The sequence below is a fragment of the Streptosporangium subroseum genome (assembly GCF_900188345.1).
Classification (GTDB): domain Bacteria; phylum Actinomycetota; class Actinomycetes; order Streptosporangiales; family Streptosporangiaceae; genus Streptosporangium; species Streptosporangium subroseum.
Map to the genome: position 1 here is coordinate 48,940 of NZ_FZOD01000006.1, position 14,320 is coordinate 63,259.

Genomic DNA, 14,320 nt, shown 5'->3' on the forward strand with positions numbered 1-14,320 from the left:
CTGTGTCACGCGGACCAGTGGGGGTCGCGGCCCAGGAGACCGAGGACGCGATGCTGGAGTGGGGCGTCGTGGAGAACCTCGACCTCGGGGCCGAAGACGACGATGCCGGGACCGAAGGCGCCGGGGATGCGCATCTCGTCGGGGATCTGCTGGACGCCGGGCCAGATCGCGACGATCTCGGCCGGGTCGATCGTGTCGTCCTGGCCCGTGGCACGGGCCAGGTCCCAGCCGTGAACCACCATGTCGGCGCTGACGACCTGGTCGATGTGCTGCTCGACGGAGAGCCTCCCCGCCGGGGTGGCGACCTCGCTCGCGGCGGTGGCCGGGTCGTCGAGCAGAGCCTCGATGTCGGCACGTGCCGAGGCGAAGGCGGCGAGCGGGTCCTCCTCGACGGATGGCGCGCGGCTGAGCGACCTGCCGAGAGGACCGAGCATCGCACCGTGCATGTCGACGATGTGGCCGACGACGTCCTTGGCCGTCCACTCCTCGCAGGGTGACGGGTTGGACCACCGGCCGGGCCTGACGGCGGCGATCTTGGCCGCGAAGATATCGGCGCGAACCCGGTAGCGGGCGGCGATCTCGTTCATGGCGCTCCACTTCTCCTGGACCTCGCCGGGGACGCTACAGCAGGCGTACGACAAGATCCGTCTGCCTGATGGCCGCGCGGCGGTTGCCGCATGCCCGCCAGGGCCGGGAAGGCCGGCGTTCCGCCGCTGATTTCGGGGCGATCCACCGCGCGAGGTGCGGGTTGCCGGTTCTGCCGGTCATCGTCGTCTCGCCCTCTCCGACTCGCGGTCACGGAACGGCCTAGCGGCCCTTCCCGTCCGTAGCGTGATCGTCCTGCCGGTCGGCGGTGTGGGCGGACCACTGGAGGAGGAAGCGCAATGCCTCCTGGGAGGGGGAGCCGGGCGGGGCGGTGTAGGCCACCAGGTGCTGGTCGGGCTGCATGTCGACGGACATCTGCTGGACGTCCAGCGTGAGGGGACCCACCACGGGGTGGCGGTAGGTCTTGCTGAGCTGCCGGGGCCCGCGCACCTGATGGCTTCCCCACCAGGCCCTGAAGTCAGGATCCCGTACGCTCAGCTCGCCCACCAGCGCGGTCAGGGCCGGGTCGCCGGGGTTGCGGCCGGCCTCCATCCGCAGGACCGCCACGCACTCGCGCGCGGCGCGCGGCCAGTCCGCGTACAGGGCTCGGTAGGCGTCGTCGAGGAAGGTCAGCCGGATCAGGTTGCGCTCGCCCGGGGGCAGCGCACTGAAATCGATCAGCAGGGCGACCGCCGCGGCGTTCCAGGCCAGCACGTCCTGGCGGCGGTTCAGGAGCAGCGCGGGGATGCCGTGCATGCCGTCGAGCAGCTGCCGCAGCTGCTGGTCGACCTGCTGCCTGGCCGGCTGCCGCGCGGGGGCGGCCTGCGTGACGTCGGCCACGGTGAAGAGGTACGCGCGCTCGTCCGGGGCGAGTTCCAGCGCGTCCGCGAGCGCGTCGAGGACCGGGCGGGACACCCGGCGGGTCCGGCCCTGCTCCAGCCGTACGACGTAGTCGGGGCTCACGTGCGCGAGCTGGGCCAGCTCCTCCCGGCGCAGACCAGGCACCCGGCGCAGGCGGCCGTCGTCCGGCAGGCCCGACCGGTGCGGGTCGAGGGCGGCGCGGCGGGCGCGCAGGAAGTCGCCCAGCTCATTGCCGCCGGAGGGGCCGCCGGAGGGGCTGCCACGGTGTTCCATGGTTCCAGTGTGCGCCCGGCCGCGGCCACGTGCCTGGTACTGGTCCGCATAGGCGGCACCTTCCCTGGCACCCCGTACCGGACGGCGCGAGGGTGGTGCGTGCGGCCGGAGGATCCAGGCGGCCGCCGGAGCTCGTACGTCCGCGAGCCCCGTCCCTTCACACGGCTGAGAGCACCACCATGAGAACAGACGTCACCTTTCCCAGCGCCGGCCTGAAGATCGCCGGACACCTCTACGCGCCCGACGACGAGGCCGGCGGCCGCCGCCCCGCCATCGTCGTCGGACATCCCATGAGCGGGGTGAAGGAGCAGACCGCGGGCGTCTACGCCGAACGCCTGGCGCGCGCGGGCTTCGTCGCCCTGGCCTTCGACGCCGCCTACCAGGGGGAGAGCGAGGGGGAGCCGCACCTGCTCGAGGATCCGTCCCATCGCGTCGAGGACATCAAGGCCGCCGTCACGTTCCTGAGCCTCCGGGAGGAGGTGGACGCCGAGCGCATCGGCGCGCTCGGCATCTGCGCCTCGGGCGGCTACGTCACGCCCGCCGCGGCGACCGATCACCGGATCAAGGCCGTCGCGACGGTCAGCGCCGTGGACACCGGCAGCCTGTTCCGTGAGGGCATCGGTCGCGAGCAGAGCCCGGAGATCCTTCAGGGCATGCTCGCCGCGGCCGGCGTCGCGCGCGTCGAGGAGGCGCGGGGCGGGCCCGCGCGTCCGCAGCGGATCCACCCGGATACCGAGGAGGAGGCCAGGAAGCTCGGGCAGCACACCTACGACGGCTGGGAGTACTACCGCACCCCGCGCGGCCACCACCCCCGGTCGGAGAACCGGTTCGTGTTCCGCAGCATCGACCTGATCGCGCAGTTCTCCGCCTTCGACCTGGTCCACCTCATCTCCCCCCGCCCGCTGCTGATGATCGCCGGCACCGAGGCGGCCACCGCCTACCTCAGCCGCGAGGCGATCGAGAAGGCCCGGGAGCCCAAGGAACTCTTCTGGATCGACGGCGCCACCCACGTCGATCTGTACGACAGGGAGGAATACCTGCCGACCGCGGTCGTGAAGCTGGCCGGCTTCTTCGGAGCCCATTTGAGCGGCGCGCCGGAGCCGGACGACCGCCACGGGGACGGGGAGACTCAGAGGTGAGTGCCCGCCGCCATCGGGGTGATGTCCAGACGGCCGTCGTCGCAGATCACGGAGGTGAAGGGGATCTCAAGGTGCGCGACCTCGTCCGGCGCGATGACCATGAGCCGCGCCGAGGTCGGGCAGGCGGACTCGTGCCCGGTCACCGTCACGGTCCAGTGCATCCTGGCGTGGGCGCCCGCACCCGGACGCAGGGTTATCCGCTGTGGCCGGACGCTCTCCCTGCGTACCCTGGTGCGCAGCGCGTCGCCCTTGCCGTCGAACATGATCAAACCGACGAAACCGTAGACCCAGCAGGTCTTCGTGGAGGTGTTGGTGAGCACCAGCGGCGCGTAGCGCTGCCCCGCCCCCGCGCTCACCGCCCCCACGCGGGCCTTCAGCCCTCCAGTGCCGCAACGCTTGGCCGCCGCCTCCACGGTGGACGAACTCGCGGTTCTGAAGCTCCCGAGCCGCACGTCCGTGGCCGGGCTCTTGACGGCGAGACGCTCCAGAGGTCGCGCGGAGCCCGATCCCGCCGTCGTGACGTCCGCTCCGAACTGCCCGGGTGAGGCGCATGCCACCGCCGCCACCAGCGTGCCCGCCGTCAGAAGGGATACGACCGCGCGCCGCCCGGCCCTGTTGATTCGTTCCATGTCCTCTTAGACGTACACCGCATGGATTTTGTTCAGCCGGGACCTCGCCGAGCTCCAGGTCACGGGGCATGCCCGTGACGGCGTGGATCTCGTTCGACGATTCAGCCGTGACGCTCCCAGGCGCGGAGTTTGTCAGGATTCACCGTCATCCAGATATCGGTGACGCGGCCGGCGCGGGCCTCGGTGGCGATGACGGCGATGATCTCGCCGTCGAGGGAGGCGACCAGCCCGGGGCGCCCGTAGCCGCCCCGCATTCGGGGCAGGCCGTCGACCGGTTGCCGGGGCACCGGTCCGGAATCCGTACGAATGATGTGAACAGACTGTTTGCATCATTTCATTGACAACGAATCATTTGATCACCCATGCTGGACGCATGTCTTCCGAACCCGATCGGTCATTCGATCCCTTCACGCCTCCCGATCCCGGTCAGGTGCGGGCGCATCGCGTGTACGCGTCCCTGCTGCGCATCGCCGAGCGGCATGCGGTCACCGAGGCGCAGCGTTCCCGGCAGGTTCACCCCGACGTCCTCGGCCCGCACGAGGCCATCAGGCTCGTGTCGGTTCTCGCGGGCGGCTCCGCGCAGCTCGAAGAGGGCGAGGCGGAGGTGGACAACGCCGATATCACCGCCGCCCTGACACTCGTTCCGCTGGCGCGCGCCGAGATGGACCAGTTGGAGGCCGGGCTCCTTCTCATGGCACGAGGCCGCGGTCTCACCTGGCAGGAAATCGCCTTCGGCCTCGGACTCGGCACCTCCCAGGCCGCCAGGCAGCGCTACGAACGGCTGACCAGCCGCCTGACCGCGGAACCGAGCCGGGACACCCCTGAGGTTCCTGAGCGATCATGAGTGAGGACGGTCGCCGCGGACGGCCATGTCCTCAAACGAGGACATGAAAACGGCCCATGTATCCTGGCTTGTGTGATGAGCGAGCGGGTGAGCAGCGGCCAACCCCGCTCGACGTCTGATCCGGTCCCTCCACGGCGTCGCGACGCCGCCGCGACGCGGGAGGCGGTCCTGCTCGCGGCACGGGAGGTGTTCGCCGAGCTCGGCTACGACCGGGCCGGGATACGCGACATCGGCGCGCGTGCCGGTGTCGACGCCCGGCTGATCGGCCGCTACTTCGGCTCCAAGGAAGGCCTGTTCACCGAGGTCGTCGACCTCGCCTTCGAGAAGACGATGATGATGGGGCCGGGCCACAACCATCAGGCGGCCCGTTCCCTGCTGGTCGACAGCACGCCCGAGCCGGCCGACGGCATGCTGATAGCTCTGCGGTCGGCCTCCAACGAACGTGCCGCCGCGATCATGCGCGACAACCTTGAACGCAACTACCAGCGCGTGGTCACCGACGGGCTGGCCGGTCCGGACGCGGCCGGGCGCGCCGCCCTGCTGATCGCCGTCTGCTCCGGCGTGCAGCTCATGCGCGACATCCTCGGAAACAGGGCCCTCGCCACCGGCGACCTGGACAAGCTCGTGCCCTATCTCGAGGCCGCGCTCGACGCCATCTCGGCGACGCCGTAGCCCCCGAAGAGCGGCTTCGGCGCGATCATCGACACGGCGGCGACGGTGATCGAGGGCGCACGCCACCTCGGCCGGCAGTGAGGAGGACCGGGCTCTCCGAGGAACACGGCGCTAGAGGAGGTGCAGGTCGCGTGCTGCCTGGACCGCGGTTCTGCGGTCGCCGACCCCGAGCTTGCGGTAGATCGCGCGGCAGTGTGTCTTCACGGTGTTGAGCGTCACATACAGCTCCGCCGCGATGTCGCGTTGCGACATGCTCGCGGGTAAATATCGCAGGACGGCCATCTCCCGCTCGGTCAGTTGCTCGATGAGTACGGCGGCCCGGCTGCCGCTCACCTCGGCGATGCCATGACGAGATTCGGTGCGCGTCAAGTATCGACCGGCGACGCCGGGGTCGGGGCACCGGGCGAAGACGGACCTGGCCTCTGCGAGGAGCGGCTCTCCGGCGGAGTCACCCAGGCCGAGAAGCGTGTCGCCGCAGGCCGTCAGGACGTAACCGAGCGCAAGATCGGTGGACGCCCGTCTGGCCAGCTTCAGGGCGTGCACCGCGTCCGCGTGAGCACGAACGGGGTCGCCGCCGGTTCGCGCTCGAATCGCATACGCGGGTGCTACTCCGTGGTAGGTGGCCAGCCCGAACTTCCGCGCGGTGTCCACCGCGGTGGACGCGGTGATCTGGGCGCTCGCCGCGGAGCCGTCGTCGAACTCCACGATGGCCTGGTACACGAGGGCCAGGACGTGCGCCGTTCGGAATCGTTCGGCCTCGGCTTTCTCCGCGGCGAACCGGAGCGTCCGCCTGGCCTCGCCGGCCTGCCCCGCCCAGGCGTGGGCCGCGCCGATGGCGGTCACGAGATCGCACGAGTACAACGCCGGCTGATGGGTCGCGGTCACGTTCCGAGCGGCGTCGAGCGCGGTGGCGACGTCCCCCCGGCCGAGAGAGATGTTCATGCGCAGGGAGGTCGCCGGGGTATGGTCGAAGCCCTCCGGCGCCACATCGAGCATGACGTCGAGCCAGCCCTCCGCACGCGAGTAACGACCGGCGATGTATTCGCACCAGCCGTACAGCAGGGCGCACCACGTCGATGTTTTCGCCACGTCGCCGAGTTGGTCGAGGAAACCCCGGAGGGTTTCGGTCTGGCCACCGGCGAGAAGCCGCGGTCCATGGACGAGCAGAAGCCGGGCCGCCTCGTGGACGTCACCGCCGGCAAGGCGATGGACGATCGCCTGGCCATGGTCGCCCTGGGATTCGAACCACGCCGCGGCGCGTGCGTGGAGGCCGGGTATCCGCTCGGGGAAAGCCTGGTGCGCCTCGAGCCGGAGCAGATCGCGAAGGAGGTGGTGGTAGCGGAACCAGGTGCCGGTGCGGTCGAGACCGATCAGGAGCTGGTTCACGATCGCGGTGTCGCTCAACCACTTCGCACCGCCGGTCGTGCCGGTGAGCGAATCGACGAGGGCGCCACTGAACTGCTCAAGGATCGATGTCTCCAGGAGACGTTGACGATCGTTCGCGTCGACCACGGCGAGAAACTCGTCGTGGAGATACTCGACGACAAACTGGTCGTCGCCCCGGAACGCCTCGATGAACTCGCCGGGGTCGGTAGCCCGTTCAAGGGAGAGACCCGCGAGCACAAGCCCGGCGGCCCAGCCTTCCGTGCGGCCGCAGAGCTGATCGAGAAGAGCCCGGTCGAGCGATCGCCCCGCGGAGCCGAGCAGGCCGGAGGCCTCGTCGGTGTCGAACCGCAGATCGGCGCCCCGGATCTCCGCGATCTGATCGCGTACGCGGAGCCGGCCGAGCCGGAAGGGCGGATCGATCCGGGTGGAGAGCACGATGGTGACCTGGCGCGGACAGAGATCGATGAGGCGTTCCATGCCTCGCTGCACGCTGCCGTTGTCGATCAGGTGGTAGTCGTCGACGACGACGACAAGCGGGTCGGCGATCTTGGCGAGCTCGTTCACGAGGGCGGACACGACAACGAGGTCGTCGCCCTTGGAACCGACCACGACCGGCTTCACGTCGCCTGCGGCGATCGGGTGGGCCTGCCCGATGGCCTCGACCAGGTAGGACCAGAACCGGGCCGGATCCGAATCGCCCTCCTCCGCCTGCAGCCACGCGACGGCTTCGGGCCGGCCGGCCAGCCACGACGCCAGCAGGGTTGACTTGCCCGAGCCGGCCGGAGCGCTCACCAGGACCAGCCGGACGTGGCCGCCGACGCCGGAGTCGAGGACGTCGTCGAGCCGGGACCGGCGAACCAGCTGACCGGGTGGCACCGGTGGATGCAGCTTCGTAGCCGCCAGGCCCATCTCCCACGCCGTGGTCACCTTCAAGACACTACAACCGTCATCTCACCCGGGTGAGATGACGAGTCGTGTGAGGCCGCGTCCTGCCGCTCGCCGTGATGATCCAGTCATGCGCCGGCCAACCACCTACGAGATCGTGATCCGAGGCCGAGTCGGCGCTCGGCTCCTGCGGCCACTCCTCGACGACTTCACCATCGACCACGCGAGCCACGGCGTCACCCGCCTGGTCGGCGACATCGGCGATGCCTCTCACCTGCACGGAGTCCTGGCCCATCTGACGTCGGTCAACATCGAGGTGATCTCCATCGCGCCCCTCGACCGCTCCGCGAACGGCGAGCCGCGAACCGACTCGGCCAGGTGACCGCCTCTGGACCGGCGGGACACGAATGTGGCCCGGTGGCGAGGGCGCAGGCGGTCAGGGCGACGCGCATGAAAAACCATCAGACGGAGGGAAGCGGTCATGAAATCTCAACGGAAGCACGCTGCGATGGGCGACGGCACGGCGACGGCGGACAACACGATGCGGGCGATCGTGCAGGACGCGTACGGCTCCGCCGACGTCCTGCGCCTCGCGCGGATCACCCGGCCGGAGGTCGCCGACAACGAGGTGCTCCTACGCGTGCACGCGACGGGTCTCTCCCGGGGCACGTGGCATCTGATGACGGGCCGGCCGTATCTGCTCCGCCTCGCCTTCGGAATACGCAGACCGAAGGCTCCGGTGCTCGGGGGAGATGTCGCCGGTACGGTCGTCGCGGTCGGTTCGGCGGTGACCAGGTTCTCCGCCGGTGACGAGGTGTTCGGTTTCGGGAAGGGATCTCTCGCCGAGTACGCCGTGGCCCGGGAGGACAAGCTGGCCCGCAAGCCGGCGAACATCACCTTCGAGCAGGCCGCGGTGGTTCCGGCCTCGGCCGTCGCCGCCCTGCGGAGTGTCTGCGACGTCGGCGGGGTCCAGCAGGGTCAGAAGGTGCTGGTCACCGGTGCGTCGGGCGGCGTCGGCAGCTACGCCGTACAGCTGGCCAAGGCCTTCGGCGCGGAGGTCACCGGCGTGTGCAGCACGGCAAAACTCGACCTGGTGCGATCCCTCGGCGCCGACCATGTCATCGACTACACCCGAGACGACTTCGCCGACGGTGTCCACCGCTACGACCTGATCGTCGACATCGCGGGGAACCCCGGCCTGTCACGGCTCCGCCGTGCGCTCACGCCCACCGGGACGGCCGTCCTCACCGGCGGCGAGGAGGGCGGCAACCTGACGGGAGGCATGGACCGGCAGTTGCGGGCCCTGGTCCTGTCACGGTTCGTGGGCCAGCGGCTGACCGGTTTCATCCCCAAGGAGCACTTCAGCGACCTCGAACGGCTCACCGATCACATCGAGGCGGGCAAGGTGACGCCGAGCATCGACGGAACCTACTCGCTGGATCGAATGCCGGAGGCCATGCGCCACCTTGATGCCGGAAAGGCACGAGGGAAGATCGTCATCACCGTCTGAGCGAACCTGCGCTCCCCGCGGTCCCCACGGACCGTGCTCGGTGAACGAAGGACGGCGTCGGCGTAGGTGTCGCACGGTGATCTGGGCGGGTGTGGTCCGGCACTCACGCGCCCGGTCGCCGGTGCGATGAGGACGTGGTGAAGCCGGCCCGCTTTCGGGGAGACGAGTCTCCCCGAAAGCCGGGGCGGTTCACTCGTTGTATCCTCCGCGAGGAGGCATTGGGGACGTCCGATTTATCTGATCGTGACTTGACGTCGGATATGCCCGACGGGTTACATGTCCTCACCCCGTAAACGTTTTCAGGGCTTTTGACCATCGCTCCTGTAAACGTTTACCACTTCTGAGGACCGAGGTGACACGTGAGTGACGTGCCGACGATCACGACGATCGCCCAGCGCGCGGGTGTGTCGATAGCCTCGGTGTCGCGCGTGCTCAACGGGCTGCCCACCAGGGCCGAGACCGAGAGCCGGGTGATGAGCGCCGCACGGGAGCTCGGCTACGTGCCGAACTCGGCGGCCAGGTCGCTGAAGTCCAGGCGCAGCAACCAGGTCGGCTTCGCGATAGCCGACATAGGGAACCCGGTGTACCTCGCGATGATCCGCGAGATCCAGCCGCTGCTGAAGGCGGCCGGCTACCGGCTTGTCCTGCACTCCACCAACGTGGACGCCGCCGACGAGATCGACGTGCTGCGCGGCCTGGGGGAGCGGTACGTCGACGGCCTCATCATGATCCCGCTGCGCGTGACCGGCGAGCACCTGAAGATGTTCGCCGCCGCCCGCGCGCCGATTGTGATCATCGGCTCGGTCCCCGAGGGCACCCCCGTCGACAACGTGAGGACCGACTCCCGCAAGGGCGTGCGCCTCGCCGTCGAGCACCTCCACCAGCTGGGCCGCAGGCGGATCGGCTTCGTGAACGGCCCGCTCGACACCGTCCCCGGCGCCGCCCGCTCGGCCGCCTACGCCGAGGCACTGGCAGGACTCGGCCTGCCGTACGACCCGGACCTGGTGGAGGTGGGCGACTTCTACCGCCCCGAGGGCGCCCGGGCCGCGGCCCGCCTGATCGGACGCGTGCCCGACCTCGACGCGCTGCTGTGCGCCAACGACCTGATCGCGCTCGGGGCGCTCGACGTCCTGCGGCGCGAGAGACGGCGGGTGCCGGAGGAGGTCGCGGTGGCGAGCATGGACGACACCGACCTCGCCACGGTGGCCTGGCCCCCGCTGACCAGCGTCTCGCTCGGCTCGGCCGAACGCGGCAGGGCGGCGGCCGAACTCCTGCTCGACCGGCTGGCCCACGGCGACCGCGCGCCCCGGGTGGTCACCGTCGAGCCCCGGCTCGTGATCCGCGCCTCGACCGTGGGGGAGGAGGGCCCATGACCCTGACGGCCGACAGGACGCGGAAGCCCGCCGCGGATCACCGCGGGGCGGGGAAGAGGAGCCGGCAGGGGCGCGAGACGTTTGTGCTCATGCTGCCCGCGCTCGTGCCGGTGCTGATCTTCAGCGTCGGACCGCTGCTCTACGGCATCTTCCTCGCCTTCACCGACGCCAGGTCGGGGCGGAACGCCGTGACCTCCTTCGTGGGCCTGTCGAACTTCGGCGACCTGATGACCGACGCGGACTTCTGGGCGTCGTTCCGCATCGGCCTGATCTGGGCGGTCTCGGTGACCGTGCTGCAGTTCCTGGCCTCGCTGGGGCTGGCCCTGCTGCTCAACGAGGACCTGCGGTTCCGGTCGTTCACCCGGGTGCTGGTCCTGGTGCCGTGGGCCATGCCGCCCGTGGTCATCGGACTGATGTGGCGGCTCGTCTACCACCCGAACGCCGGGATCCTCAACAGCGTCCTGACCGACGTCGGCCTGCTCGACCACAACATCGACTGGCTCAACGACTTCTCCATCGCGCTGCCCGCGGTGATCGTCGTCGGGATCTGGACGGGCATGCCGCAGACGACCGTCGTGCTCCTCGCGGGACTGCAGGGCGTGCCCAAGGAGCTGTACGAGGCCGGCCACATGGACGGGGCCTCGACCTTCCGGCGCTTCTGGAGCATCACGCTGCCGCAGCTGCGCCCGGTCATCGTGACGATCACCTCCCTGGACTTCGTCTGGAACATCAACCAGTTCGGCCTGGTCTACGTCCTCACCCAGGGCGGGCCGGGCGGGCAGACCCGCCTGCCGATGCTCTTCGCCTACGAGGAGGCCTTCCGCTACGGCTTCTTCGGGTACGCGGCCACGCTCGGCGTCGCCTTCGTGATCGTCGTGCTGGCCGTACTCGGCCTCTACATATGGCGGCAGATGCGAGAGGCGAACTGACATGCGCAGGCCACTGCAGTATCTCGCCCTGCTGGGCTACGTGGTCTTCCTGGCCTTCCCGATGGTCTGGCTGCTGTCCACGGCGCTCAAGACGTCACGGGAGATGGCGAGCCTGGTCCCGACGTGGATCCCGCGCCACCCGATCCTGTCGAACTTCGCCGACGCGTTCGGCGAGCAGGACCTCGTCGGCAGCGCGCTGCGCAGCCTGGCGGTGGCGGTCGCGTGCTCGGTGCTGACCATCGTGCTCGCGCTGCCCGCCTCGTACGCGATGGCCCGCTACCGCTCGCTCGTCAGCAGGTTCGCGGTCGGGTGGGTGCTCGTCAGCCAGGTCTTCCCGTTCATCCTGATCATCATCCCGCTCTTCATGGTGCTGCGGAGCCTGGGCCTCGTGAACACCCTGCCCGGCCTCACCATCGTGCACGTCACCTTCGTGCTGCCGTTCGCGCTGTGGATGCTCCAGGGGTACGTGCGCGCGGTGCCGCGCGAGCTGGAGGAGGCCGCGGCGGTCGACGGCGCGGGCCGGATCCGCTCCCTGGTGAAGATCGTCGCGCCGCTGCTCGCCCCCGGCGTGGTCGCCACGGCGCTGTTCGCGTTCATCTCCTCCTGGAACGAGTTCCTGTTCGCACTGGTCGTCCTCAAGGACCCCGACGTGGCGACCCTGCCACTGACCCTCGTGAAGTTCACCGGCGCGGAGGGGGTCGTACGGCTCGGCCCGCTCGCGGCGGCGTCGCTGCTCGCGACGATCCCGAGCCTGGTGTTCTTCGCGATCATCCAGCGACGGCTCAGATCGGGCCTGATGGCCGGCGCCGTCAAGGGATAGCACCGGCGAATCCTCCCTCAAGCATGGCGAAGCCAGCACCCCCCGATAGGAGAATCTCTTGCGTACCAGAACCGCACTCGCGGTGGCGGCGGCCACGATGGCCGCGCTGACGGCCGGCTGCTCGTCGGGCGGTGGCGCCGGCGGCGGTGACCAGGCCGCCGGGCCGGTGAGCCTGAAGTTCCTGAGCCTCGCATGGCAGAAGGAGTCCATCGCCGCGAACAAGCAGCTCGTCGACGAGTGGAACAAGGCCAACCCCACGACCAAGGTCGAATACGTCCAGGGCAGCTGGGACAACGTCAACGACCAACTCGTCACCTCGTTCGAGGGCGGTGATCCACCGGACGTCATCCACGACGACTCCCCGGCGCTCGCCGGCTTCGCCTCGCGCGGCTACCTCATGGACCTCACCGGCAAGCTCCCCGCCGACCTGAAGAGCGACATCCCCCAGCCCGCCTGGGACACCGTGACCTTCGCCGACGGCAAGGGCGGCCAGGGCGTGTACGGCGTGCCGTTCCTCCAGGAGTCGCAGGTCATCATCGCCAACAAGAAGCTGCTCGACGCGGCGAAGGTCCGCATCCCGACCCCGGACAGCCCCTGGACCTGGGACGAGTACGCCGAGATCAGCAAGAAGCTCACCAAGGACGGCGCCTTCGGGGTGGCCTGGCCGCTGAAGTCGCCGGTCAACAAGGTGCTCAACCTCGGGCTGAACTTCGGCGGCACCTTCTTCACGACCGACGGCACCAAGGCCACGGTCAAGGTCGGCCCCGAGGAGCGCGAGGTGCTCCAGCGCATCCACGACCAGCTCTACAAGGACAAGTCGGCCGACCCGTCCGCGCTCGGCATGGGCACCGCCGACCCGCTGCCCGGCTTCTACGCGGGCAAGTACGCCATGCTCCCCGCGGGCGTCTACCTTCGCCAGCAGGTGGTGGAGCAGGCCCCGCCCGGCTTCGAGTGGATCACGATCCCGCCGCTGAAGGGCACCACCTCCGAGCAGGGCGCCACCTCGCAGACCCTGTCGGTCGCCGCCGACAGCAAGTATCCCGACCAGGCGACGAAGTTCATCTCGTTCTTCCTGAACAGCACCAACCAGGCCAAGCTCGCCAAGGGTGACTGGCTGCTCCCGACCAGCGTGAAGGCCGCGAGCGACCCGTCGATGACGACCACGGAGAACGGCTGGGACGTGGCGACCGCCTCCGCCAAGGACCTCGTGGTCGCTCCCTACCTACGGGTGAACGGGTTCGACGAGTGGAAGAGCAAGGTGGCCACTCCCACCCTGCAGCAGTACTTCGCCAACAAGATAACCCTCGACCAGGCGGCTGAGACGCTCGTCACGGAGGGCGACAAGGTGCTGGAGCGTTACAACAAGTGAAGCTGACCCGCGCCCGGGGGTGTCTGCTCGGCCTGGCGGCCGGCGACGCCCTCGGGCGGCCCGCCGAGAACCTCGCCCCGGAGGAGATCGCCCGGCGCTGGGGCCGTCTCACCGAGATCGAGCCCGGCATGGGAGGTACGGACGACACCGAGTACACCGTCTTCGCCTCCTCCCTGCTGTGCAGGTACGGCTCGGCCATGACCTCCGCCGACGTCGCCAGGGAGTACCGCGAGCAGATCATCCCGAACATCGAAGGGCCGATGCGCGGCGCGGGCTTCTCCGAGCTCGGCGCCATCCAGGCGCTCCGCCGGGGCATCGAGCCGCCGCTGTCCGGACTGTGGCACCAGCACGGATGGTCGGACGGGCTCGCCATGCGCGCCGCGCCGTACGGGATCTTCGCCGCCGGCGACCCGGGCGAGGCGGCCCGGCTGGTCGCGGTCGACGGGGCGGTGAGCAACAGCGGCGAGGGCATCTACGGCGGCCAGGCGGTCGCGGCGGCGGTGGCCGTCGCCATGACCGGGGCCTCGCCGGACGAGGTCGTCGAGGCCGGGATCGCCGCCATCCCCGAGGACTCCTGGACCTCCCGCAACCTGCGGGCCGCCGTCGCGGCTGTCACGGCGGGCTCGGCTGCGGAGCCGTACGCGGCGGACTCGGCCGGAAAGCCGCACACGGCGGACGCGGTCGCGAAGTTGTACGAGGCCGTGGTCGTGCGCCACTACCCCTGGACGGATCTCGCGCCCGAGGCGGTCGCGCTCGCCTTCGCCGGATACCTCATGGGCGCGGGCGAGGTCGAGGCGTCCGTGGTGGCGGCCGCCAACCTCGGCAGGGACGCCGACACCACCGCGGCGATCGCCGGCGCCCTCGCGGGGGCGGGGCGCGGCGAGAGCGCGGTACCGGCGCGGTGGGCCAGGGAGATCGGCCCGGTCACCGGCAGGTGCCTTCCGGTTGTCGCCGGACGTCACGTGCTCGACGTCGCCACCGAGCTGGTGGCCGCGTCGGAGAGACCGGCATGAACGCCTGCGCGGGCCGACGGGCACGCTCACGG

The 14,320-nt window shown here is 70.0% G+C and carries 15 protein-coding genes; 10 read left to right on the top strand and 5 right to left on the bottom strand.

The annotated features are described in order from the left end of the window. Positions 1–5: 5 nt before the first annotated feature. Together CHC08_RS08225 and CHC08_RS08230 are read right to left on the bottom strand one after the other, a co-directional pair. On the bottom strand, positions 6–587 hold the full coding sequence (locus tag CHC08_RS08225; protein ID WP_089206591.1) for a TIGR03086 family metal-binding protein: 582 nt from the start codon (positions 585–587) through the stop codon (positions 6–8). Between the two features lie 220 nt (positions 588–807). Beyond that, positions 808–1,719 carry a helix-turn-helix transcriptional regulator gene (locus CHC08_RS08230; protein WP_089206592.1) on the bottom strand — a complete coding sequence of 304 codons (912 nt, stop codon included), beginning with the start codon at positions 1,717–1,719 and terminating at the stop codon, positions 808–810. Between the two features lie 179 nt (positions 1,720–1,898). Between CHC08_RS08230 and CHC08_RS08235 the strand changes: the two genes are divergently transcribed. Then, on the top strand, positions 1,899–2,858 hold the full coding sequence (locus CHC08_RS08235) for an alpha/beta hydrolase (protein WP_089206593.1): 960 nt from the start codon (positions 1,899–1,901) through the stop codon (positions 2,856–2,858). Here CHC08_RS08235 and CHC08_RS08240 read toward each other — a convergent pair. Beyond that, positions 2,849–3,487, bottom strand: a complete 639-nt coding sequence (locus CHC08_RS08240) for a DUF4232 domain-containing protein (RefSeq protein ID WP_089206594.1) — start codon at positions 3,485–3,487, stop codon at positions 2,849–2,851. The genes CHC08_RS08235 and CHC08_RS08240 overlap by 10 nt on opposite strands. Before the next feature lie 101 nt (positions 3,488–3,588). Beyond that, positions 3,589–3,774, bottom strand: a complete 186-nt coding sequence (locus tag CHC08_RS08245) for a hypothetical protein (RefSeq protein ID WP_089206595.1) — start codon at positions 3,772–3,774, stop codon at positions 3,589–3,591. 86 nt (positions 3,775–3,860) lie between these two features. Between CHC08_RS08245 and CHC08_RS08250 the strand changes: the two genes are divergently transcribed. Together CHC08_RS08250 and CHC08_RS08255 are read left to right on the top strand one after the other, a co-directional pair. Further along, positions 3,861–4,331, top strand: coding sequence for a DNA-binding protein (locus tag CHC08_RS08250; protein ID WP_089206596.1), 471 nt, complete (start codon positions 3,861–3,863; stop codon positions 4,329–4,331). Positions 4,332–4,406: 75 nt separating this feature from the next. After that, on the top strand, positions 4,407–5,003 hold the full coding sequence (locus CHC08_RS08255) for a TetR/AcrR family transcriptional regulator (protein ID WP_089206597.1): 597 nt from the start codon (positions 4,407–4,409) through the stop codon (positions 5,001–5,003). 111 nt (positions 5,004–5,114) lie between these two features. Here CHC08_RS08255 and CHC08_RS08260 read toward each other — a convergent pair whose 3' ends face one another. Further along, complete coding sequence (locus tag CHC08_RS08260) at positions 5,115–7,316, bottom strand: winged helix-turn-helix domain-containing protein (RefSeq protein ID WP_143653144.1); 2,202 nt, start codon at positions 7,314–7,316, stop codon at positions 5,115–5,117. Between the two features lie 88 nt (positions 7,317–7,404). On the opposite strand from CHC08_RS08260, the gene CHC08_RS08265 reads away from it, so the two are divergent. The 7 genes from CHC08_RS08265 to CHC08_RS08295 all read left to right on the top strand — a co-directional run bounded on the left by CHC08_RS08265 (position 7,405) and on the right by CHC08_RS08295 (position 14,288). Then, positions 7,405–7,656 carry a hypothetical protein gene (locus tag CHC08_RS08265; RefSeq protein ID WP_089206599.1) on the top strand — a complete coding sequence of 84 codons (252 nt, stop codon included), beginning with the start codon at positions 7,405–7,407 and terminating at the stop codon, positions 7,654–7,656. Between the two features lie 99 nt (positions 7,657–7,755). Beyond that, positions 7,756–8,784, top strand: a complete 1,029-nt coding sequence (locus tag CHC08_RS08270) for an NAD(P)-dependent alcohol dehydrogenase (protein WP_245878209.1) — start codon at positions 7,756–7,758, stop codon at positions 8,782–8,784. 359 nt (positions 8,785–9,143) lie between these two features. Then, positions 9,144–10,157: a LacI family DNA-binding transcriptional regulator gene (locus CHC08_RS08275; protein ID WP_089206600.1), complete on the top strand. Its 1,014-nt coding sequence runs from the start codon at positions 9,144–9,146 to the stop codon at positions 10,155–10,157. Further along, positions 10,154–11,086, top strand: coding sequence for a carbohydrate ABC transporter permease (locus CHC08_RS08280; RefSeq protein WP_089206601.1), 933 nt, complete (start codon positions 10,154–10,156; stop codon positions 11,084–11,086). Before CHC08_RS08275 ends, CHC08_RS08280 begins: the two co-directional genes overlap by 4 nt. Before the next feature lies 1 nt (position 11,087). Continuing rightward, a complete protein-coding gene (locus tag CHC08_RS08285) occupies positions 11,088–11,906 on the top strand; it encodes a carbohydrate ABC transporter permease (protein ID WP_089206602.1) in 819 nt (272 codons plus the stop codon). Between the two features lie 58 nt (positions 11,907–11,964). Next, the gene (locus tag CHC08_RS08290) at positions 11,965–13,275 is read left to right on the top strand and encodes an ABC transporter substrate-binding protein (RefSeq protein WP_245878210.1); all 1,311 of its coding nucleotides are present in this window, start codon (positions 11,965–11,967) and stop codon (positions 13,273–13,275) included. Beyond that, the gene (locus tag CHC08_RS08295) at positions 13,272–14,288 is read left to right on the top strand and encodes an ADP-ribosylglycohydrolase family protein (protein ID WP_089206603.1); all 1,017 of its coding nucleotides are present in this window, start codon (positions 13,272–13,274) and stop codon (positions 14,286–14,288) included. The genes CHC08_RS08290 and CHC08_RS08295 overlap by 4 nt, the downstream gene beginning before the upstream one ends. Positions 14,289–14,320: the final 32 nt, after the last annotated feature.